A 22,315-nucleotide genomic window follows, 5' to 3' on the forward strand; every position below is an offset into this window, starting at 1 on the left:
CACGGTCTGCAGCGCCGAACCAGGTCGCCGGTCCGGCCGGGGGCGGCGGTTCGGCGCTGCAGACCGTGCAGGCGATCAACGCGGAGGCGGCGTCCTACGCGACGACGCAGATCGCCGTCGGCCCGAACATGATGATCACGCAGGCGGGCGGGATGGTCGCGCAGGCGGCGGCCAACTACTTCGAGGCGTCGACGTCGCTGGCGATCGCGGGCAAGAGCGTGCTGATGAAGGACCTGGCGCAGAAGACCATCGACGAGAACGTGCGCGGGATGGCGATGGATGCGGTGGGCCTGCTGTTGACCGATCTGTTCGTCGCGACCGCGGCGGTCGTCGCGGGTGCCGCGGAGGCGATCGAAGGCGAGGCCGCGAGCATCGCGCTCGACAAGATCGACGAGAGCCTGCAGCGGTATCAGGCGCTGCTGGACAAGAAGGGGGCGTAGCGCGCGACCGCGCGCGGCGGCCAGGAATCAATCGACACGACCCGCCGGGCCGCCAGGCCCGACGCGGGAGGTGAGCGGCGGGAACGACGCGTGTCCGCTTTCGCGGACACGTCGCGGCCCCGCCACCGGCAGTCCCATCGAGTCAAGTGAGGAACCCATGCCCTACGACATTCAGAACGTACAAGGTCCCGCGCCGCTGGCGGTTGGCGAGCGCATCTGGGGAGACGCGGCGGAAATCGATTTCGGCGCGATGACGAGCTGCATCGCGCTCGTCGAGCAGACGCCGGGCCAGCCGGCGTCGGTGCGCGCGATCCATCTGTCGATCGTCAGCGACGACGGTACCAAGGTGTACGACCCGTCGGCGAACGTGGCCGGGCAGGTCGAGACGATCATGCAGCAGAGCGGCGACCTGCGTACCTGCCTCGGGCGCATCGATCTCTGGCAGGCCAGCGAGTCGCAACAACTGCGGGATTTCTTCGCCGCGCTGATGCTGAGCCTCGACATGCAGAACTGGGTGCCGTTGCCGGACGGCAACCTGCGGGTGCGGATCAACGGCGGCGTGATCCAGTATCGGCAGGGCGCCGGCGCATGGACGAACGCGTAGCCGGCGCGACCGGTTGAAGCCGGCGCCCCCCGTCCGGGCGGGCGCCGGTGCAACACGGGCGCGTCGTTCCGTGCCGCTCGCCGCCCGCGCGCCCCCCAGCTTTTTGCTCATCAACACCAACAAAAATCATCATTTCGCCGCAAGCGGCGTGTCAGCAGAATGTCTCCATTCCAGCTCGAGCGACAGCACGCGCGTCGCGCCGAGCCGCACTTCAGAAGGAGACAGCCGTGGCAGTCGAAACAACCTCAATCGATACGCTCGTCGTCGGCGCCGGTCAGGCCGGCGTGGCCATGAGCGAGCACCTGGGCAAGCTGGGCGTGCCGCATCTCGTGCTGGAGCGCAGCCGCATCGCCGAACGCTGGCGCACCGGGCGCTGGGATTCGCTGGTCGCCAACGGCCCCGCGTGGCACGACCGCTTCCCGGGGCTCGAATTCGACGGCCTCGACCCCGACGCGTTCGCGTCGAAAGACCAGGTCGCGGACTACTTCGAAGCGTATGCGCGCAAGTTCGACGCGCCGATCCGCACCGGCGTCGAGGTGACGCGGGTCGTGCGCAATACGGGCAAGCCGGGTTTCGTCGTCGAGACCTCCGACGGCACGTTCGAGGCGAACCGCGTGGTCGTCGCGACGGGGCCGTTCCAGCGCCCGGTGATTCCGCCGATCGCACCGGACGACGCGCGCCTCGTGCAGCTTCATTCCGCCGACTACCGCAACCCGGGCCAGCTCCCGGACGGCGCGGTGCTGGTGGTCGGCGCGGGTTCGTCGGGCGTGCAGATCGCCGACGAGCTGCAGCGCGCGGGCCGCCGGGTCTACCTGTCGGTGGGCCCGCACGACCGCCCGCCGCGCGCGTATCGCGGCCGCGACTTCTGCTGGTGGCTCGGCGTGCTCGGCGAATGGGACAAGGAAGTCGCGACGCCCGGCCGCGAACACGTGACGATCGCGGTGAGCGGCGCGCGCGGCGGCCATACGGTCGATTTCCGCAAGCTCGCGAACCAGGGCGTGACGCTCGTCGGGCTGACGAAGTCGTTCAGCGGCGGCGTGGCCACGTTCGAGCGCGACCTCGCGATCAATCTTGCGCGCGGCGACGAGAACTACCTGTCGCTGCTCGACGCGGCCGACGCCTATGCGGCCCGCAACGGCCTCGACCTGCCGGCCGAACCCGACGCCCGCCACATCCTGCCGAACCCCGACTGCGTCGCGCACCCGATCCTCGCGCTCGATCTCGCTGGCGCGGGCGTCACGTCGATCGTCTGGGCGACGGGATATGCGGTCGACTACGGCTGGCTGAAGGTCGATGCGTTCGACGCGAACGGCAAGCCGCAGCACCAGCGCGGCGTGTCGAAGGAGCCGGGCATCTATTTCCTCGGGCTGCCATGGCTGTCGCGGCGCGGCTCCAGCTTCATCTGGGGCGTGTGGCACGACGCGCGGCACATCGCCGATCACATCGCGACGCAGCGCACCTACCTCGAATACCACGACGCATCGCAGCGCCGCTCGGCATCGCGCCCGGAGCCGGGCGGCGCCGCGTCGCAGGCCGACGCGCGGCCGCTCGCCGACGCGGTCAACTGACCGACCCCATGCCGCCCGCCTGCCGCACCGCGACGGTGTTCGCGCCCGGCGCGGCGGCGTGCCCCCTGACGACTGAAGGATTTCCATGAGCCAACCGACCCATACCCGTATCCGCATGTTCAACACGAAGGATACCTACCCGAACCAGACGCTCGACAACGACCTGTGCCAGGCCGTGCGGGCCGGCAACACCGTCTACGTGCGCGGCCAGGTCGGCACCGACTTCGACGGCAACCTGGTCGGCCTCGGCGACCCGCGCGCGCAGGCCGAGCAGGCGATGAAGAACGTCAGGCAGTTGCTGGAGGAAGCCGGCAGCGACCTCACGCACATCGTGAAGACGACGACCTACCTGATCGACCCGCGTTATCGCGAGCCGGTGTACCAGGAAGTCGGCAAGTGGCTGAAGGGCGTGTATCCGATCTCGACGGGGCTCGTCGTGTCCGCGCTCGGCCAGCCGCAGTGGCTGATGGAAATCGATGTGATCGCCGTGATTCCGGACAACTGGCAGCCGAACCGCGCATAGGAGGCGACATGACTTTTTCCATCGTCGGGCGCTGCACGGAGACGGGCCAGCTCGGCATCGCGATCAGCTCGTCGAGCATCGCGGTGGGCGCGCGCTGCCCGTGGGTGCGCGCGGGCGTCGGCGCCGTCGCGACGCAGAACATCACGCTGCCGGCGCTCGGCCCGCAGATCCTCGACCTGATCGAGCACGAACAGCTCGCGCCCGCCGCGGCGCTCGACCGCGCGCTCAGCGCGAACGGCTGGAGCCAGTACCGGCAGGTCACGGTGATCGACGGGCAGGGACAGGCGGCGTGCTTCACCGGCAAGGAAGCGCTCGGCACGCATCACGCGGTGCGCGGCGAACAGTGCGTGGCGGCCGGCAACCTGCTGGCTTCGCCGGACGTGATCGACGCGATGGCGCGCGCCTTCGAGCAGGCCCCCGGCCTGCTCGCCGATCGCCTGCTCGCCGCGATGCACGCGGCGATGGCGGCCGGCGGCGAGGCGGGGCCGGTGCATTCGGCCGCGCTGAAGGTGGCCGGCGACGTGACCTGGCCGATCGTCGACCTGCGCGTCGACTGGGCCGATGCCGATCCGGTCGGGCAGCTCGATGCGCTGTGGCGGGCGTATCGGCCGCAGATGCAGGACTACCAGACGCGCGCGCTGAACCCGACCGCCGCGCCGAGCTACGGAGTACCGGGCGATGAATGACACGTCGAGCCGCGTACTGCTCGAGCGGCTGATCGGTTTCGCGACGGTCAGCCGCGATTCGAATCTCGAGATGATCGGTTTCATCCGCGACTATCTCGCGGGCTTCGGCGTCGAGAGCGAACTGTTCTACAACGCGGAACGGACGAAGGCGAGCCTGTACGCGACGATCGGTCCGCGCGATCGCGGCGGCATCGCGCTGTCGGGCCATACCGACGTGGTGCCGGTCGAAGGGCAGGCGTGGACGGTCGAGCCGTTCCGGCTGACCGAGCGCGACGGCCGCCTGTACGGGCGCGGCACGGCCGACATGAAGGGCTTCATCGCGTCGGCGCTCGCGGCCGTGCCGGCGTTCGTCGCACGGCCGCTGCGCGTGCCCGTGCATCTCGCGTTCTCGTACGACGAGGAAGTCGGCTGCCTCGGCGTGCGGCCGATGCTCGACGTACTGGCCGCGCGTGCGCACCGGCCGCGCCTGTGCCTGATCGGCGAGCCGACCGAACTGAAGCCGGTGCTCGGCCACAAGGGCAAGCTCGCGATGCGCTGCCACGTGAAGGGGGCCGCTTGCCATTCGGCGTATGCGCCGTCGGGCGTCAACGCGATCGACTATGCGGCGAAGCTGATCGGCCGGCTCGGCGAGATCGGCGCGGCGCTCGCGCGGCCCGAACGGCACGACGGCCGTTTCGATCCGCCGTTCTCGACCGTGCAGACGGGGCTGATCAAGGGCGGCCGCGCGCTGAACATCGTGCCGGCCGAATGCGAATTCGACTTCGAGGTGCGAGCACTGCCGGATTTCGACGCGCACGACGTGCCGCGCAAGCTGCAGGACTATGCGGAATCCGAACTGTTGCCGCGAATGCGTGCGGTGCGGCCCGACACCGATATTCGATTGCAGCCGTTGGGCGCGTATCCGGGGCTGGCCACTGCGCCGGACGGCGAGGCCGCGCGCCTGCTCGCGATGCTGAGCGGTTCCGATGCGTTCGGCACGGTCGCATTCGGCACCGAGGGCGGGCTGTTCGGGCAGGCCGGGATTCCGGCCGTGGTATGCGGGCCCGGCAGCATGGACCAGGGGCACAAGCCCGACGAGTTCGTCACGCTCGACCAGCTGCATGGATGCGACGCGATGCTGGGTCGTCTGGCCGCCTATTTGTCGTCGGCCGCCTGAAGTCGTCACTGCAAACACGCATGCACCGCCTCGCGCGGTGCGTGCGTGTTTGCGCGTCTTATCTCGCCGTTTCCGCGACGATCTGCGCGAGCCGCTCGCGGCAGAAGTCGACGAACGACTGCGCCTGCTTCGTGAGCTGGCCGCGCTTCAACCGCGCGCTCACGAGCCCCGACGGGCTCACCGTTTCGCTGAGGCCGATCGTCACGACCCGCTGGCCGTCGTATGTGTATTCGGAGTGCGGGCGCGTGACGAGCAGCGAGAAGCCGAATCCCTGGCCGACCATCCCGCGCACCATCTCGATCGACGGCGACCCGAACACGATGTTCGGCGTCAGCCCGAGTTCGTGAAAGAGGCTGACGAAATACGTGCGGCTCGGCTGCACGTCGAGCAGGATCATCGGTTCGACGCAGAGGTCACGCAACGACACGTGCGCCTGGCCCGCGAACCGGTGGTTCTCCGGCAGCAGCACGTACGGCTGCTGCGGCGGCATCAGCGGTTCGGTCTCGATCGTGCCGTCGAGATCGTGGTCGTACATGAGCGCGAGATCGAACGTGCCGGACGTCAAGCCCTGCACGAGCTCCTGCTGGTCACCGTCGCGCAGCCGGATGTTCACGCCCGGGTAGCGCTCGCGAAAGCCCGCGATCAGTTGCGGCAGGTAGAGCGGCGCGACCGTCTCGAAGCAGCCGATGTCGATCTGCCCGGTGATCACGTCGTTGTCGGCGAGCGCGTTCTGTTCGAATTCGTGCGCGATGCGCAGCAGCTCCTGCGCTTTCCGGTAGAAGCGCGTGCCACCCGGCGTCAGCGATACGCCCTGCGCATGATGGCGGATGAACAGCTTCACGCCGAAGCTTTCTTCCAGCCCCTTGATCGCGCTGGAGATCGACGGCTGCGCGATGAAGAGCTGGCGCGAGGCCTCGGCCACGCTGCCGGATTCCACCGTCGTCACGAAGTATTTCAGTTGCCGCAAAGTGTAGTGAGCCACACGCACCTCTGATGCACGGCCCCGGCGTGCCGCCCGGGCGCAATCTGTCCATGGTTGTGCGTAGCACCTTACCTGAAAGGCCCCGGCGCCGGAATTTCCGCTGCAGAGCTTTTTCGTATGTCCCGGAAATATTTTTAGTATTTTCCGGTCGCGATACCCGTGGCGCACCATCGTCTCCAACCTGGATCGCGACGATCACCACGATCACGAAGCGGCCGCACACGCGCCGGCGGGGCATGTCATCCGTCCCCGCGAGTGTTTTGGCTGCTGCGTTCGACTCCGCCGCGTGTGCACGCGGTGCGTCGTCGTTCGCGTATCCGGACCCGATTGCAGGCGCGCACCCCGACGCGCGCCGGCTGACACGGCACGCGCGCATCGCCGCGCAGGACAGGAGACTTCACCATGACGAACGCGGAACGCAATGCGTCCCCGATGATAGAGAAGCACACGATCGGCTACGTGCCGCCCGCCGAGCGCCACGGCAAGGTGCGCGACCTGTTCACGCTCTGGTTCGGCGGCAACATCGCGCCGCTGCCGATCGTGACCGGCGCGCTCGGCGTGCAGATGTTCCACCTGAACCTGCTATGGGGCATCGTCGCGATCGTCGTCGGCCAGGCGGTGGGCGGCGTGCTGATGGCGCTGCATTCTGCGCAGGGGCCGCAGATGGGCATCCCGCAGATGATCCAGAGCCGCGCGCAGTTCGGCTCGTGGGGCGCGCTGCTCGTGACCGTGATCGCGGCCGTGATGTATGTCGGCTTCTTCGCGTCGAACATCGTGCTCGCCGGCAAGTCGGTGCACGGCATCGCAGCGTCGGTGCCGGTGCCCGTCGGCATCGTGATCGGCGCGGTGGGTTCGGGGCTGATCGGGATCGTCGGATACCGGTTCATCCACATCCTGAACCGGATCGGCACGTGGGTGCTCGGCATCGGCATCGTCGTCGGCTTCTGGATGATCCTCACGCACGTGACGACCGACGATTTCCTGACGCGCGGCGGCTTCGACTTCGCGGGCTGGCTCGCGACGGTGTCGCTGTCGGCGTTGTGGCAGATCGCGTTCGCGCCGTACGTGTCGGACTATTCGCGCTATCTGCCGGAAAACGTCGGCGTGGCGTCGACGTTCTGGGCGACCTACCTCGGCTGCACGATCGGCTCGACGCTCGCGTTCATCTTCGGCGCGGTCGCGGTGCTCGCGGTGCCGGCCGGCGCGGACACGATGGATGCGGTCAAGCAGGCGACCGGCCCGCTCGGCCCGCTGATGCTCGTGCTGTTCCTGCTGAGCGTGATCAGCCACAACGCGCTGAACCTGTACGGCGCGGTGCTCGCGGTGATCACGTCGGTGCAGACGTTCGCGTACAAATGGATTCCGACCGCGAAGGCGCGCGCGGTGGTGTCGGTCGTGATCTTCGTCGCGTGCTGCTACGCGGCGATCGGCGCGTCGACGAACTTCGTCGGCAACCTCGTCGATCTCGTGCTCGCGCTGCTCGTCGTGCTGGTGCCGTGGACCGCGATCAACCTGATCGACTTCTACGTGATCCACAAGGGCAAGTACGACATCCAGTCGATCTTCATGGCCGACGGCGGGATCTACGGCCGCTTCAACCCGCAGGCGCTGCTCGCGTATGCGATCGGCATCCTGGTGCAGATCCCGTTCATGAACACGCCGATGTATGCGGGCCCGATTCCCGCGCATCTCGGCGGCGCGGACCTGTCGTGGCTCGTGGGGCTCGCGCTGACGTCGCCGCTGTACTACTGGCTCGCGACGCGCGACAGCGCGTATCGGCGCCGGCAGACGGGGGCGACGATGCCGCCGACGGCGGTGCGGTAAACCGGGCGTTGTTCGGCGCGATGAAACGAAACGGCCGCCGCATCGGTTGCGATGCGGCGGCCGGGAAAGGCGGGAGCGGGGCGGCAGGCGGGTTCAGGCACGCGGCGTGCCGCGACGCGAACCTGCCTGCCTGCGGATCAGACCACCGCCGAGCGCGCCACCCGCACCGGCACCGACTTGTACGACGGCGTGCCGCTTTCCTTGTCGATGTAGTCGAGCGGCACGAGCACGTTCGCTTCCGGGTAGTACGCGCCGACCGAACCCGGCGCGATGTCGTACTCGATCGCGGTGATCTTTTCGAGACGCAGCGTGCGGCCCGAGGCGGTGATCGTCTCGATGTCGACGAGGTCGCCGTGTTCGAGCCCGTACTTCGCGAGATCGGCCGGGTTCATGAACAGCACGTCGCGACGCCCGAACACGCCGCGATAACGATCGTCGAGCCCGTAGATCGTCGTGTTGTACTGGTCGTGGCTGCGCAGCGTGATGAGCCGCAGCACCTGCTCGCCGCCGAGCACGTCGGCATCCTCTTTCACGCCCTTGTAGACCGAGAACATCGCCTTGCCGGTCGGCGTCGGCCACACGCGCTCGGTGGGCGGCAGCGGCAGCCGGAAGCCGCCCGGCGTGCGGATGCGTTCGTTGAACGCCTCGAAGCCGTCCACCGTGCGGTCGATCAGGTCGCGGATGCGGTCGTAGTCGGCGATCAGGTCGAGCCATGCGACCTTGCTGTTCGGCAGCGTCGCATGCGCGATCCCCGCGACGATCGCGGGCTCCGAGCGCAACTGGTCGGACGCCGGCTTGAGCTTGCCGGCCGACGCGTGAACCATCGACATCGAATCCTCGACGGTGATCGACTGCCGGCCGGTGGCCTGCATGTCGAGCTCGGTGCGGCCGAGCACCGGCAGGATGAAGGTTTCCTTCGCGACCAGCAGGTGCGAGCGGTTCAGCTTCGTGCCGAGATGCACGCTCAGGTCGAGCTTTGCCATCGCCGGGAACGACTGTTCCGGATCGGGCAGCGCGACCGCGAAGTTGCCGCCGAGGCACAGCAGTGCCTTCGCGGTGCCGTCGATCATCGCCTGCATTGCCTGCACCGCGTCGTGCCCGTGATGCGCGGGCGGCGTGAAGCCGCACACGTCCTCGATCTTCTTCAGGAACTCGGCCGACGGCTTCTCGGTGATGCCGACCGTGCGGTTGCCCTGCACGTTCGAATGGCCGCGCAGCGGGCACACGCCGGCACCCGGCTTGCCGATGTTGCCGCGCATCAGCAGCAGGTCGGCGATCAAGCGCACGGTTGCGGTGCCCTTGTTGTGCTGCGTGACGCCCATCCCGTACGTGATGATCGTCGCGTTCGACTTCGCGTACGCGATCGCGACCTGTTCGAGCTGCGCCTGGCTGAGGCCGCTCGCGCGTTCGATGTCGTCCCACGACGTGGCTTCGAGGTCGGCCGAGAACGCGTCGAAGCCGTCGGTGTGCTGCGCGATGAAATCGCGGTCGAGCACGTTGCCTTGCTCGGCTTCGAGCTTCAGCAGCGCCTTCATGATGCCCTTCAGCGCGGCCGCGTCGCCGCCGGCGTCGACCTGGTAGTACGTCGACGCAATCCGCGTCGAGCCGAACGACGCCATCTCGATCATGTCCTGCGGGTCCGCGAAGCGTTCGAGCGCGCGCTCGCGCAGCGGGTTGAACACGATGATCGGCACGTTGCGCCGCGAGCATTCGTGCAGCGTGCCCATCATCCGCGGGTGGTTCGTGCCGGGGTTGTGGCCGATCGAGATGATCAGCTCGCAGTGGTCGAAATCCTCCAGCGACACTGTGCCCTTGCCGATGCCGATAGACTGCGGCAGGCCGACGCTGGTCGGCTCGTGGCACATGTTCGAGCAGTCGGGGAAGTTGTTGGTGCCGAGTTCGCGCGCGAACAGCTGGTACAGGTACGCGGCTTCGTTCGATGCGCGGCCCGACGTGTAGAACTCGACCTGCTCCGGCGGCAGCGCGCGCAGCACTTCGCCGATGCGGGCGAACGCATCGTCCCATGCGATCTCGCGGAACGTGTCGGTCGCGCGATCGTAGACGAGCGGATGCGTGAGCCGGCCCATGTTCTCCAGTTCGTAGTCCGACATGCGCAGCAGCGACGACACGGTGTTCGCCGCGAAGAACTCGGGCGTCACGCGCTTGGTCGTCGCTTCCCACGTGACGGCCTTCGCGCCGTTCTCGCAGAACTGGAACGTCGACTTGTGTTCCTTGTCGGGCCACGCACAGCCGGGGCAGTCGAAGCCGTCGGGCTGGTTGGTCCGCATCAGCACGATCGGCGCCTCGATGGTCTCCATCTGGGTGCGCACCGCGTCGGCTGTCGCGCGAAGCGCGCCCCAACCGCCGGCCGGCCCGTCGTACTTCCTGATGCCTGGCACTTCGCGTCGATTTGTCATGGTGAATCTCCAATAGCCGGGCCCGGTGCGGGTGGCTCGGTTGCGCCGTGTCGCGGCGTGGGGCGGCTCCGTCCGGCGGACGGAGCCGGTCATGCGTGCCCCGGGTTGCAGGGCATGCGTTGTTTTAGTGGGCGTCCTTCTTCGCGCCGGACGACTTCTTGCCGGGCTTCGCCGCGGGCGGCGGGGCGTCGGCGGGCGTGTCGTGCGGCTTCGCGTCTGCTGCCGCCTTGGCGGCCCGGCCGTTGGGCTTGGCCTTGCCGTCGGCTTCCTTCGTCTCTTTCGCTTCCTTCGCTTCCTTCGCTTCAGGCGCGGCGAGCTTGTTGAACTTCACTTCGTCGCTGTCCTTGTCGTAGTCGACTTCGCACTTGTCACCCGACTTCAGCCGGTCGGCGAGGATCTCCTTGGCGAGCCGCGTCTCGATGGTCTGGCGGATCTGGCGCTTCAGCTCGCGCGCGCCGAATTCCGGCTGGTAACCGGCTTCGGTCAGGTGCTCGACGAGCGAATCGCCCATCACGAGCGTGATGTCCTGCGCGGCGGCCGTGCGGATCACGCGGTCGAGCTGGATCTGCACGATCGAGCGGATGTTCTCCTTCGACAGCGCGTGGAAGACGATCACCTCGTCGATGCGGTTCAGGAACTCGGGGCGGAAATGGCCCTTCAGCACCTGCATCAGTTCCTCGCGGATCGCCTTGTCGGTCTTGCGCGCGGCTTCCGGCTGCGTGAGGTTGTCCATGATGATCGCGGCGCCGAGGTTGCTCGTCGCGATGATGATCGTGTTGCTGAAGTCGACCACGCGGCCCTTGCCGTCGGTCAGGCGGCCGTCGTCGAACACCTGCAGCAGCACGTTGTACACATCGGGGTGCGCCTTCTCGATCTCGTCGAGCAGGATCACGCTGTACGGGCGCCGCCGCACGCGCTCGGTGAGCTGGCCGCCTTCGTCGTAGCCGACGTAGCCGGGCGGCGCGCCGATCAGCCGCGCGACCGCGTGCCGCTCCATGTACTCGGACATGTCGATGCGGATGATCGCCTGTTCGTCGCCGAACACGGTCTCGGCGAGCGCCTTCGCGAGCTCGGTCTTGCCGACGCCCGTCGGCCCGAGGAACAGGAACGTCGCGATCGGCCGGTGCGTCTGGCCGAGCCCCGCGCGCGACAGCCGCACGGCATCGCTGACGGCCACCACCGCGTCGCTCTGGCCGACCACGCGCTCGCGCAGCTGCTCTTCCATCTTCAGCAGCTTCTGGCGTTCTTCCTGCGTGAGTTCGGACACGGGGATGCCGGTCAGGCGCGACACGACCTCGGCCACGGATTCGACCGTCACCTCGAGCGTCTCGGAGCCCGTCTTGCGCTGCCACGCCTCCATCATCTCGTCGACGGACTTCTGCTTCGCGTTGATCTGCTCCTCGAACTGCTTCGCTTCGTCGAAGCGCTTGCGCGAGGTCGCGTAGTCCTGCTCGCGCTTCAGTTGCGCGATCTGCGCTTCGCCTTCCTGAATGTCGACCGGGCGCGACGTCGCGCCGATCCGCACGCGTGCGGCGGCCTGGTCGATCAGGTCGATCGCCTTGTCGGGGAGGAAGCGCGACGTGATGTAGCGGTCGGCGAATTCCGCGGCCGCGACGAATGCGTCGTCGGCGAACGTCACCTGATGATGCGCCTCGAGGCTGTCGCGCAGCCCGCGCAGGATCACGATCGTCTGCTCGACGCTCGGCTCCGGCACGAACACCGGCTGGAAGCGCCGCTCGAGCGCGGCGTCCTTCTCGATGTACTTCTGGTATTCGTTGAGCGTCGTCGCGCCGATCAGGCTCAGCTCGCCGCGCGCGAGCGCGGGTTTCAGCACGTTCGCGATGTCGAGGCCGCCTTCGCCGCCGCCCTGTCCGGCGCCGACGATCGTATGCAGCTCGTCGATGAACAGGATCAGTTCGTCCTGCTTCGCCGTGACTTCGTCGATCAGCTGCTTCGCGCGCTCCTCGAACTCGCCGCGATACTTGGCGCCTGCCACCATCGAGTTGATGTTGACTTCGACGAGCCGCTTGTCGCGCAGCACCTCGGGCACGTCGCCGTTGACGATCCGCTGCGCGAGCCCCTCGACGATCGCCGTCTTGCCGACACCCGGCTCGCCGATCAGCACCGGGTTGTTCTTCTTGCGGCGCGCGAGCACCTCGATCGTGCTCTCGATTTCCTGCGCGCGGCCGAGCACCGGGTCGAGCTTGCCCTGGCGCGCGATCGCGGTGAGGTCGCGGCCGAACTTGTCGAGGTTCGGCGTGCCGGTCGGCGCATCGACGCGGCCGTCCTCGGCACCCTTGCCGACCACCTTCACGACTTTCTGGCGCAACGCCTCGGGCGTCACGCCGTATTTTTTCAGCAGCGTGCCGGCGACGCTGTCCGGCACCGATGCGAGCCCGATCAGCAGGTGCTCGGGGCCGATGTACGAGTGGCCGAGATCGCGCGACGCCTGGAACGCGTACTGCACGGCCTTCTTCACGCGCGGCGAGATCGACAGCTTGTCGAGCGGCGCATCGGGGTCGGCCGTGCCGGTGTGCGCGTGCTCGTCGATGTACGACCGGATGTCCTGCGGCGACAGCTTCAGTTCCTTCAGCAGCGCGGCGCACACGTCGGTGTCCGCGAGCGCGTAAAGCAGGTGTTCGGAATCGAGCTCGCTGCGGCGCAGCTCGTGCGCCTTCTCGGCCGCGCGCTGCAGCAGTTCCAGCGTCTGCTCGCTGAACGCGTCGGTCGGGTCGACCGATTCGCGCGGGACTTCGGCGGCGAGCGGCGATTCGTCACCGAGCCCGCCGAACAGCGACGACGAGCCGCCGCCCAGCAGCGAATCGAACGGGTTCAGCATGCTTTGATGCCGCATCAGCTGACGGAAGTGGTAGTCGCAGATCGAGATGGTCTTGCGCTCGCCGTCCTGCATCACGGTTGCGCGCGCGACGGCCGGCCGGGCGTGGCAGATATCGCAAAGTGCGGGCATGGTGGTCTGGCTCCTGTCGGTGAAAGTGGGTCGAAGGGTGAAGTCCCGATGCGGTGCGGCGCTTGCGCGGCCCGACCGCGAACGCACGACATGAAGCAGGGCGGCACGGCGGCGCGCGGGCCGTGCCCGGGCTGTCGCGCAGTGCGCGCCGGCGTCGTGCGCGGTCGCGGTCAGGACGGCAGGCGTGCGTGCCGGGAGGAGCCCACGGCATCGCTTCGACTGCGTTCAAAATAGCGAATCGGCGGAGGCCATCCAAGACACAGTTCCACGCCGGCCCGGCCGCGAATTGCACCCTCGGATGCGGGCGCGAACGGACGAAGAGGAGCACAGACGCGCGGATGCACGGCGGCGCGGGCGTGCGCGGCACGCGTAACGCGTGGTGACGGGAAAGCGGGGCGGGCGCCACGCGAACGGGGCGCGGTGCGACATGGGCGCGCAGGGCGCCGGTTGCAGGTGGATGGCGGGTGCCGCGGGTGGCCGGGCGCGACGGAAGCGCCGCAACGGGGACGTGCGGCGAGCGGCCGGATGCAACCATGCGCGCACCGCGGACGATGCGTGCGTGGCGGCCGAAGGAGCAGGCGGGTTGCACGGTCCGGCGCGGACGGGGCGCAACCGCGGCGTGCCGCGGTCAGTCCGGGAGGGTCATCGCGAGCCGTTGCCGGGCGATCTGCTTCACGTCGGTTGACAGTGCCGTATCCGGCAGGCCATTGGCCCAGACGGAGAACGAATCCTCGATCAGGTTGCGCGTGTCGGGCGGCAACTCGGCCAGGACCAGCGACAGGACGGTGAACAGCACGGCGGTATCGCCGGCCTGGCGGCTCGCGTTCGCGTCGACCGCCTTCTTCAGCTGGTCGACCGACGCCTGCAGCGCCTGTAATGCCTCATTCGACTCGCTCATCACACACTCCATGCAAAGTGGGCTCGATCGGCGACGAACATGCGGCCGGCGGTGCGGCCGGCCGCGCGCGACGCCCGGCGGGCATCGCGCGGACAGCGGAGGTCAGGCCGTTGGGTTGCCCTGCGGTGCGACGGCCACCGATGCTTCGCTCGTCAGCATCAGGAACGTGAACGTTTCGCGCAGGTACAGGCGGACGACCTTGTCGGTATGGCTCGTGTAGCCGATCGATACGTCTTCCCCGAGATGCAGCTCGTAATCGCCGCCGCGCGTGGACAGCACGCAGCCGCCGCTGATCGCCGGCGCCCAGATGATCTCGCCGCTGACGATCCGTTTGATATGGCCGAGGACCGGATAACCCTGGTCGCGCGCCTCGCTGAGCGCCGTGTACGCATCCGAGCCGAGCACCACCGAATACGGGCCGTCGACGCCGGCCAGGCGGAGCGCCTCGAGCGCATCGCTGATCGCGTCGGGATACGCGCTGACGTCCGCCGGCAGCGTGAGCTTGCGGTTCGACGTGCCTTCGCGGATGCCGACGATGCCGGCGGCCCGGTAGCCGTCGAAGATCGCGTTGTCTTCGGCGAACGCGAGCCGCTGCGCGGCGTCCTTCGCCGGTTGCCAGTCGGCATCGCGCGCGCCGCGCTCGACACTGTCGATCGCATCGCGGCTCAACTCGAACGGCACCGTCAGCTCGACGATCGTGCGGACTTCGCGCAGCCGCGCGTTCACGTGCTCGCGCGGCGCGTCGACGGCGACCAGGTGCCCGGTGCCGACGGCCGACAGCTCGGGGCCTTCGGGGCCGTCGACATCGACGACGCGGCGGCCGGCCACCGATCGTTTGAACGTGCGTGCCACTTCCTCCTCGATTTGTTCCCAGGCGGAAGACGAGATCGGGGCGAGTTCGCGGTGCAGGTTATTCATGGATTTGGATTGCCTCACGTCAGCGGAAACACTTGATGGCGGGCCGATCGGCTGACGGGCTGTGCGTGATGCCAGCCTGCCGATCGCGGACGAAAATGAATATTAGCAGGCTCGATCGACACCGCTGCAGCACAAATCGAAACGACACCGTGCGGTCGCGCAACTGTGATGCAATTCGCGCGGTGCGGGGGTGGGCGAACACGGAATGCCGCGACCGGATTGCCGCGATACCCGGGGCGTGCCGGCGGCACCGTCGCCCGGGCCGCGTTCGACGCTGTGCGGAATCAATTCCGGTCGACGTCCTGTCGCGAGTCGTGCATTCTTACGAACATTCATCCAGCCGGGTGTCTGCCAGCAGGGGTTGGGCGGTCGTCGGAGCCGGGGCCCGGATGAATCATAGACGCAGCCTATTGATGCTTCACAACAAGTGGAGGTCGTTCATGGCGTTACAACTCGTCTCGCCCGAAGACAAATACATGCTGAAGACGGGCGTCATCAATCACGAGGATGTGATCGGGCATTTGCGGCAGGTATTGAACGCGTTTGCCGCGAAGCCGGAGTACAGCAAGTTCTATATCGGCATCACCAGCGACCTGTACACCCGGCTGGCGAAACATCGCGCCACCAAGCCTGACTTCAAGCTGATGGCACCGATCTATCTCGAAGCGCACAACCTGGTCGGGAACGCGTTCGACCGTCTGGAGCGCAAGGCCATCGAGACGTTCCGTACCGGCATCACGCACCCCCAATCCGGCGAACGGCTGCTGGCATGCAGCAACGGCCCGGGCGGGGCGTTGCCGAAGAACTGGCTCTATATTCTGGTGGGTTGAGTCGCGTGGGCGGCGTGCCGGGAATGCACGCCTGCGCGCGTAACCGTCCATAAGCGGTGGCGCGGTGGAGGGGGCTGTTGCGCGGCGCTGCACGCGCACTGCGTGCCGACTGGACAGAGGCGGTTCCGGACACGCCCGGCGCGCGGTCGCGCGCCGGACGGCCATCGGTACCCTGCGCGTTACGACGGGACGCCTTTCAGCGAGCCGATTTTCAGCGAACCGTCGCGATGCGGCGCGGACGGCGACGCTTCCGGCTGCGCGGCGTCGGCGGCCGGCGCCGCGCGATCGGCGAGCGCTTCGAGCAGGTCGGCGGACGGCACGAAGAACAGCGAGCCGGTGACCGCGCGGCTGTAGTCGAGCAGGCGGTCGTAGTTGCCGGGCGGGCGGCCGACGAACATGTTCTCGAGCATCTGCTCGATCGGCGCCGGCGAGCGCGCGTAACCGATGAAGTAGGTGCCGAATTCGCCCGCGCCCGGGCGCCCGAACGGCATGTTGTCGCGCAGGATCTTCACTTCCTGGCCGTTCTCGTCGAGCGTGGTCAACGAGCTGTGCGAGCACGACGGCTTCACGTCCGGCGCGAGTTCGATATCCGACAACTTGGTGCGGCCGATGATGCGTTCCTGCGTCTCGACCGCGAGCGCATTCCAGCCGGCCATGTCGTGCAGGTACTTCTGCACGATCACGTAGCTGCCGCCCGCGAATTCCGCGTCTTCGTCGCCGATCACCGTGAAGTCGACCGCCTCGCGGCCTTCCGGGTTCTCGGTGCCGTCGACGAAGCCGATCATCGCGCGCTGGTCGAAATTGCGGAAGCCGTGCACCTCGTCGACCACCGTGACGGCATCGCCGAGCGCGCCGAGCAACTGCGTCGCGAGTTCGAAGCACAGGTCCATCGCTTCCGCGCGGATGTGCAGCAGGATATCGCCCGGCGTCGCGACCGCGACGCGCTGCCCCGCGCCGAACTCGCGGAACGGATGCAGCGCGGCGGGGCGCGGGGCGCCGAACAGCGCGTCCCATGCGTCGGCGCCGAAGCCGCATACGCAGGTGAGGTTGCCGCCCGGCACGCGCTTGCCGACCGAGCGCACGAGCGCGGCGATGTCGCCGCACCACGAACGGATCGTGTCGGCGTGCTCGGCGCCGGGATTGATCGTCGCCACGAGGAAGATCGCGCTGCGCGTGATCGGGCTGTGAACGGCCTGGGAGAGCGGGGGAGGTGTCTGCATCGCGGGCTGCCGGTCAGTCATGTCGGGACGGGCGGGCCGTGGCGCGCGAAGGCGAACGGTTGAACTGTGTCATGCGACTGTTCTCTTTGTGTCATGCGGATGAAGGACGTCGCGCGTGCCTCGCGCAACGGGCCGCGGCGGTGGCGGCCGGCCGCGCGGCGCGTGACCGGCCCGCACCGCGTAACGTCGTCGAGCAAGCAATCTAGCAGCTTCGGCGGGGCTTTGGAACCCGTATCGCCGAACTGTCATGCGAATGCGTCAAACAGGGCCGGGTTTCGGGCAGCGCACGCGCAGCTGTACTCCTGGCGTGGGCGGCGCTGTGCTCTTGAGCGCGCATGCCGCGTGCAGTAGATTAGGTTCCGCTGCGCCCGCCGACGAGGAGCGTCATCATGAACCTGCTGGAAGCGATGCGTGTGTATGTCGCGGTGGTCGAGCGTGGCGGCCTGTCCGGTGCGGCGTCCGAACTGCGGCTCGACGAAGCGCAGGTGAGCGAACGGATCGACTGCCTCGAACGGTATCTCGGCTGCCGCCTGCTGCTGTGTCGCGAGCACGACGACGTGGCCTGCTCCGATGCGGGCGTCGCGTTCCACGTATGCTGCCGCCGGACGCTGTCCGCGGTCGAGCAGGCGATCGGCGCGGCCGGCCCGCACGCGCCGGCGGTGCCGGATGCGCTCGACGCGGCCGACGCGCACGATGCACCCGACGCACCCGACGCACCCGATAGCGGGACCGTGCATGCTGCCGCGCGCGACGCGGCGTTTCCGCCACCCGGCGCCGTTCAAGTTTCCTCAACGCGACTGTCACCTTGAATACGACCACCGTTCCCCGCTCGCCGGCCGAGCGCATTCGCCGCCGCTTCGGCCATTTCCTTCACGCGGCCGAGCTGGCCGGGCTGATCGTGATCGGGCTCGCGACCGCGTTCGCGATGGCGCAGGAAGCGTGGAAGGTCGTGCTGGCGGGCGAAGTGTCGCTGACCGACCTGCTGCTGATGTTCCTGTACCTGGAAGTGCTCGCGATGGACGTGCGTTACCTGCGGCTCGGCCGGCTGCCCGTGCGGTTTCCGCTGTTCATCGCGATGACGTCGCTCGCGCGCGACCTGATCCTGCGCGGGGCGACCGACAGCCCCGAGCGGATGCTGATGACGACGTTCGGAATCGTGCTGCTCGCGGTGGGCGTGCTGATCCTGAGTTTCGGCCAGCATCGCTTTCCGGCGGACGTCGACGATGTCGAGGACGATGTGCATGCGCGCAGGTGAGGAGCGGGCGGCGTGCCGCATGTGGCACGGCGGCTGTAAGCGGCCAAGGCGGCCAAACTAGCCAAGGCGGCCAAACTGATCAAACTGACCAACCAACCGGGCGAGGTATCGAATGACCAGGCAACTGATCGTCGCCGTGTTCGGCAGCGTCGACACGGCCCGTCGGGCCGCGAGCGATTTCGGGGCGCTGTCGGACAAGCATGAGGGATTCCACATCGAGAACGGCGTCGTCGTCGAGAAGGACGCGACCGGCAAGCTCGCGGTGCTCGATGCCGAATCGCGGCCGTTCAAGGGCGGCGTGATCGGCGCGATCGCAGGCGGGCTGCTCGGTCTGCTCGCCGGGCCGCTCGGCGTGGTCACCGGCATGGCGGCCGGCGCGGGGGCCGGCATTCTCGCGGAAGCGGCCGGCAACGCGCTGCTCGACGGCACGTTCGTCGAGACGATTGCGGCGCGGCTCGTGCCCGGCAGCGTCGCGGTCATCCTCGAAGCGAAGGAGGACACGCCGTTCTCGGTCGACAACGTCGTGACCGGATTCGGCGGCAAGGTGTTCCGCCAGGCGCTCGATTGAGACGCTTCCTTTCGGCCTGCTTCGGGAGAACCGCATGCGCATCGATCAATCGTACCGGCGCTTCGACATCGCGGCGACGTTGACGCCGCTGCCCGGCAGCGGCAAGCGCGCGATCGCGGCCGTCGACGTGACGACCGACGATCCGGCGCGCGTCGCCGATCTCGGCACCGGGCAATTCCTGCAGATCCGCAAGTGGGTCGAGTCGAACGACGTCGCGTCGCTGACGGTGGTGTTCGACGAGTGCAAGGTCGCGATCGACCACTACGCGGACAACGTCGACGACGCTTGATCGCACGCGAGGCCCGAGCATGACCGGGCTTCGCGTGATGGCCGCCCGCCGGCCGGCGGCAATACGCGAGCCCATGCGCCTGCATGTGCGCCCGATGAATGGCCCCGCGCCGGGCCGTTCCGCCGCGTTCGAATCTGTTCACCACGCCAACCGGATTTGGCGTTTCCTCGCCAAACTGTCACTTACATTCGTCGAAATGACGCAGTAGGATGCCGAACCTTGTCTAGATGAGATTCGCGTTGCTATCCGCCTTCAATTTCGATAACGGACGAGGTTCGAACCGGGCCCCCCGCGCCCGGGCACGGCTATCCGGCTTCGTGCACCGGCGCGGCCATGCCGCCCGTGCAGCGCAGGCCGGTTCACCGCTGGCGGGGCGAGGCGGATGAAGCTCTACGAGAAATTTGCAAACGACGTAGAGAGACTCATCCGGCAAGGCGTATATCGACACGGCGATCGTGTGCCGTCGGTGCGGCAGGCGAGCCAGCAGCACCGGATCAGCATCACGACCGTGCTGCACGCGTATCTGCTGCTGGAAAGCCGCGGGCTGCTCGAAAGCCGCCCGCAGTCCGGCTATTTCGTGAACCTGCGGCGCGACGACGGCCATGCGCCGGTGCGCGAGCTGCGGCCGTCGAAGCCGATCGCGATCTCGTCGTCGGTCGACGTGAGCCGGCTCGTGTTGTCGACGCTGCGCTCGATCGGCACCGACGACGCCGTGCCGCTCGGCTCGCCGTACCCGGACCCGAGCCTGTTCCCGTTCGAGAAGCTGAACCGCTATGCGTACGCGGCCGGCCGCGACAAGTCGCTGTGGGGCGTGACGGACGGATTGCCGCCGGGGCATCCACGGCTGATCCGGCAGATCGCACGCCGCTACCTCGAAAACGGGATGTCGGTGGACCCGAACGAGATCATCGTGACGGTCGGCGCGACCGAGGCGATCAACCTGTGCCTGCAGGCGGTGGCGAAGCCGGGCGACACGATTGCGGTGGAATCGCCAACGTTCTACGCGATGCTGCACGCGATCGAGCGGATGGGGATGAAGGCGATCGAGGTGGCCACGCATCCGGAATACGGGATCGACATCGCGGCGCTGGCCGCGATCGCGAAGTCGCAACCGATCGCCGCGTGCATGGTGATGCCGAACTTCCAGAACCCGCTCGGCTTCCAGATGCCCGACGAACGCAAGCGCGAACTGGTCGAGTTCGCCGCGAAGGCCGACCTGCCGGTCATCGAGAATGGTGTGTACAACGAACTGTACTTCGGCAACATGCATCCGAGCACGCTGAAGTCGTTCGACCGCCACGACATCGTGCTGCATTGTGCGTCGTTCTCGAAGAGCCTGACGGCCGCCTACCGGATCGGCTGGGCGCTGCCGGGCCGTTATCGCGAGCAGGTCGAGAAGCTGAAATTCCTGAACACGCTCGCGACGCCGTCGCTGCCGCAGCTCGCGATCGCGGAGTTTCTCGAACGCGACGGCTACGAGCATCACCTGCGGCGGATTCGCAAGGCGTATGCGCAGCAGGCGAACCTGATGCGCACGATGGTGTCGCGATTCTTCCCGGAAGGCACGCGCATCTCGAGCCCGGCGGGGGGATACGTGCTGTGGGTCGAGTTGCCCGCGCAGGTCGATGCGATGCGGCTGTACCAGCTCGCGCTGGAGCAGGGCATCACGATCGGGCCCGGCTACATGTTCTCGATCGCGGACAGCTACCGGAATTTCATCCGCCTCAACTACAGCAGCCCGTGGTCGCCGGAGATCGAGCAGGCGGTCGTGACCGTCGGCAAGCTCGCCGCCTGCTGCGTCGACTGACCATACCGCCGCGCGTCGGGCGCGGCGCGTGGCGTCACGTCACGTCAGCCGGTATGACTGCGCGCCCGTTCCCGCGAGCGTGCCGCCGTCGACGATCAGGTATTCGTTGCGGATCGGCTTGCCGTCGAACCAGCACTGCAGGATCTCCAGCGTGCCGGCCGCATAGCGTGCCTGCGCGGACAGCGACGTGCCGGAGATGTGCGGGGTCATCCCGTTGAACGGCATCGCACGCCAAGGGTGATCGGCCGGCGCCGGCTGGGGAAACCACACGTCGCCGCCGTAGCCCGCGAGATGTCCGGACGTGACGGCATTCACGACCGCGTCGCGGTCGACCAGCTTCGCGCGCGCGGTGTTGATCAGGTATGCGCCGCGCTTCATGCGCGCGATCATCGCCGCGTCGAACAGGTGCTCGGTCGACGGGTAAAGCGGGATCTGCAGGTTGACGATGTCGACGGCGCTCGCGAGCGACGCGGCATCGGCGTGATACGTGAGCGCGAGTTCCTGCTCGACCGACGCGTCGAGCCGGTGGCGCTGCGTGTAGTGCAGCTGCAGGCCGAACGGCTTCAGCCGGCGCAGCACGGCGAGCCCGATGCGGCCCGCGCCGACCGTGCCGAAATGCATGCCCTCGACGTCGTAGCTGCGCGACACGCAATCGGCGATGTTCCAGCCGCCTTGCTGCGCGATCGCATGCGACGGCAAGTAGTTGCGCACCAGCGCGAGCGTCGTCATCACCACGTGCTCGGCCACGCTGATGCTGTTCGAGCCGGTGACTTCGGCGACGGTGACATGCGCGCGAGCGGCGGCGTCGAGATCGACGTGATCGGAGCCGATGCCGGCCGTCAGCGCGAGCTTCAGCTTCGGCGCGCGGGCGATCCGTTCGGCCGTCAGGTACGCGGGCCAGAACGGCTGCGAGATCACCACGTCCGCTTCGGGCAGCCGGCGCTCGAATTCGGAATAGGGGCCGTCCTTGTCGCTCGTGACGATCAGCGTGTGGCCGTGCGCCTCCAGATAGCCGCGCAGCCCGAGCGCGCCGGACACCGAGCCGACGAGTTCGCCGGGCCGGAAGCCGGGCGGGCCGGCCGGCGTCGGCGCGGTTTGCCCGTCCGCGTAGCGCGTGATGACCGGAATCGCATCGCGCACGTAGCGCGGCGGGTAGCCGTCGACCGGATCGGGGTAGAGCACGCACAGGACGGTGGCCATCGGGTAGCACTCCTGGTGAAGGGGGGATGCGGCACACGGATTGCGCAGGACGCGCGACGTGCCCTCGCAGGCAACGGGTGTGTTGCGCCGCAACGTTGATGACGTTCTATGCCCGTCATGGCTCGCGTACAAGCTACAGTCGGTGTTTGCGTGCGCTGCGGA

General features: G+C 68.0%; 20 protein-coding genes. 13 read left to right on the plus strand and 7 right to left on the minus strand.

The features are described from left to right. From FOZ70_RS33475 to argE, 6 genes are all read left to right on the plus strand, one after another. Positions 1–440: hypothetical protein (locus tag FOZ70_RS33475; RefSeq protein WP_219707615.1), on the plus strand; the 440-nt coding region annotated here is incomplete at its 5' end. A 157-nt stretch (positions 441–597) separates the two neighbouring features. Continuing rightward, on the plus strand, positions 598–1,044 hold the full coding sequence (locus FOZ70_RS33480) for a hypothetical protein (RefSeq protein ID WP_021157940.1): 447 nt from the start codon (positions 598–600) through the stop codon (positions 1,042–1,044). 227 nt (positions 1,045–1,271) lie between these two features. After that, positions 1,272–2,612, plus strand: a complete 1,341-nt coding sequence (locus FOZ70_RS33485; RefSeq protein ID WP_219707616.1) for an NAD(P)/FAD-dependent oxidoreductase — start codon at positions 1,272–1,274, stop codon at positions 2,610–2,612. An 85-nt stretch (positions 2,613–2,697) separates the two neighbouring features. Further along, complete coding sequence (locus FOZ70_RS33490; protein WP_021157943.1) at positions 2,698–3,135, plus strand: RidA family protein; 438 nt, start codon at positions 2,698–2,700, stop codon at positions 3,133–3,135. Between the two features lie 8 nt (positions 3,136–3,143). Further along, positions 3,144–3,821 (plus strand): DUF1028 domain-containing protein, encoded by a 678-nt coding sequence (locus FOZ70_RS33495; protein ID WP_219707617.1) that lies wholly within the window; start codon positions 3,144–3,146, stop codon positions 3,819–3,821. Then, positions 3,814–4,977 carry an acetylornithine deacetylase gene (argE, locus tag FOZ70_RS33500; protein ID WP_219707618.1) on the plus strand — a complete coding sequence of 388 codons (1,164 nt, stop codon included), beginning with the start codon at positions 3,814–3,816 and terminating at the stop codon, positions 4,975–4,977. Before FOZ70_RS33495 ends, argE begins: the two co-directional genes overlap by 8 nt. A gap of 58 nt (positions 4,978–5,035) precedes the next feature. Here the strand turns inward: argE and FOZ70_RS33505 are convergent, their stop codons facing one another. Further along, positions 5,036–5,959, minus strand: a complete 924-nt coding sequence (locus tag FOZ70_RS33505; protein WP_059485967.1) for a LysR substrate-binding domain-containing protein — start codon at positions 5,957–5,959, stop codon at positions 5,036–5,038. A gap of 402 nt (positions 5,960–6,361) precedes the next feature. On the opposite strand from FOZ70_RS33505, the gene FOZ70_RS33510 reads away from it, so the two are divergent. Next, the gene (locus FOZ70_RS33510; RefSeq protein ID WP_059485964.1) at positions 6,362–7,783 is read left to right on the plus strand and encodes a cytosine permease; all 1,422 of its coding nucleotides are present in this window, start codon (positions 6,362–6,364) and stop codon (positions 7,781–7,783) included. Between the two features lie 137 nt (positions 7,784–7,920). Here the strand turns inward: FOZ70_RS33510 and FOZ70_RS33515 are convergent, their stop codons facing one another. The 4 genes from FOZ70_RS33515 to FOZ70_RS33530 all read right to left on the minus strand — a co-directional run bounded on the left by FOZ70_RS33515 (position 7,921) and on the right by FOZ70_RS33530 (position 14,984). Further along, positions 7,921–10,200 (minus strand): FdhF/YdeP family oxidoreductase, encoded by a 2,280-nt coding sequence (locus FOZ70_RS33515; RefSeq protein ID WP_059623781.1) that lies wholly within the window; start codon positions 10,198–10,200, stop codon positions 7,921–7,923. A gap of 124 nt (positions 10,201–10,324) precedes the next feature. Next, positions 10,325–13,168 carry an AAA family ATPase gene (locus FOZ70_RS33520; RefSeq protein WP_059485960.1) on the minus strand — a complete coding sequence of 948 codons (2,844 nt, stop codon included), beginning with the start codon at positions 13,166–13,168 and terminating at the stop codon, positions 10,325–10,327. A 628-nt stretch (positions 13,169–13,796) separates the two neighbouring features. Then, on the minus strand, positions 13,797–14,066 hold the full coding sequence (locus tag FOZ70_RS33525) for a hypothetical protein (protein ID WP_059485958.1): 270 nt from the start codon (positions 14,064–14,066) through the stop codon (positions 13,797–13,799). 102 nt (positions 14,067–14,168) lie between these two features. Then, the gene (locus FOZ70_RS33530; protein ID WP_021157952.1) at positions 14,169–14,984 is read right to left on the minus strand and encodes a family 1 encapsulin nanocompartment shell protein; all 816 of its coding nucleotides are present in this window, start codon (positions 14,982–14,984) and stop codon (positions 14,169–14,171) included. A 440-nt stretch (positions 14,985–15,424) separates the two neighbouring features. Between FOZ70_RS33530 and FOZ70_RS33535 the strand changes: the two genes are divergently transcribed. Further along, the gene (locus FOZ70_RS33535) at positions 15,425–15,814 is read left to right on the plus strand and encodes a GIY-YIG nuclease family protein (RefSeq protein ID WP_021157953.1); all 390 of its coding nucleotides are present in this window, start codon (positions 15,425–15,427) and stop codon (positions 15,812–15,814) included. A 179-nt stretch (positions 15,815–15,993) separates the two neighbouring features. On the opposite strand, the gene FOZ70_RS33540 is transcribed toward FOZ70_RS33535, so the two are convergent. Next, positions 15,994–17,055: a Dyp-type peroxidase gene (locus FOZ70_RS33540; RefSeq protein WP_042973787.1), complete on the minus strand. Its 1,062-nt coding sequence runs from the start codon at positions 17,053–17,055 to the stop codon at positions 15,994–15,996. A gap of 368 nt (positions 17,056–17,423) precedes the next feature. Here FOZ70_RS33540 and FOZ70_RS33545 point away from each other — a divergent pair, with 368 nt between their 5' ends. The 5 genes from FOZ70_RS33545 to FOZ70_RS33565 all read left to right on the plus strand — a co-directional run bounded on the left by FOZ70_RS33545 (position 17,424) and on the right by FOZ70_RS33565 (position 20,953). Then, positions 17,424–17,843 carry a LysR family transcriptional regulator gene (locus FOZ70_RS33545; protein ID WP_059485954.1) on the plus strand — a complete coding sequence of 140 codons (420 nt, stop codon included), beginning with the start codon at positions 17,424–17,426 and terminating at the stop codon, positions 17,841–17,843. Continuing rightward, the gene (locus FOZ70_RS33550) at positions 17,840–18,289 is read left to right on the plus strand and encodes a phosphate-starvation-inducible PsiE family protein (RefSeq protein ID WP_042973791.1); all 450 of its coding nucleotides are present in this window, start codon (positions 17,840–17,842) and stop codon (positions 18,287–18,289) included. The genes FOZ70_RS33545 and FOZ70_RS33550 overlap by 4 nt, the downstream gene beginning before the upstream one ends. A 112-nt stretch (positions 18,290–18,401) precedes the next feature. Next, positions 18,402–18,857, plus strand: coding sequence for a DUF1269 domain-containing protein (locus FOZ70_RS33555; RefSeq protein WP_048028537.1), 456 nt, complete (start codon positions 18,402–18,404; stop codon positions 18,855–18,857). 34 nt (positions 18,858–18,891) lie between these two features. Next, on the plus strand, positions 18,892–19,146 hold the full coding sequence (locus FOZ70_RS33560; RefSeq protein ID WP_060223373.1) for a hypothetical protein: 255 nt from the start codon (positions 18,892–18,894) through the stop codon (positions 19,144–19,146). 382 nt (positions 19,147–19,528) lie between these two features. Further along, positions 19,529–20,953 carry a PLP-dependent aminotransferase family protein gene (locus FOZ70_RS33565; protein ID WP_059555798.1) on the plus strand — a complete coding sequence of 475 codons (1,425 nt, stop codon included), beginning with the start codon at positions 19,529–19,531 and terminating at the stop codon, positions 20,951–20,953. Positions 20,954–20,992: 39 nt separating this feature from the next. On the opposite strand, the gene FOZ70_RS33570 is transcribed toward FOZ70_RS33565, so the two are convergent. Then, positions 20,993–22,153 (minus strand): NAD-dependent formate dehydrogenase, encoded by a 1,161-nt coding sequence (locus FOZ70_RS33570; RefSeq protein ID WP_060125413.1) that lies wholly within the window; start codon positions 22,151–22,153, stop codon positions 20,993–20,995. Between the last annotated feature and the right edge of the window lie 162 nt (positions 22,154–22,315).

It is taken from the genome of Burkholderia sp. COPS (assembly GCF_019425585.1).
Taxonomy (GTDB): domain Bacteria; phylum Pseudomonadota; class Gammaproteobacteria; order Burkholderiales; family Burkholderiaceae; genus Burkholderia; species Burkholderia cepacia.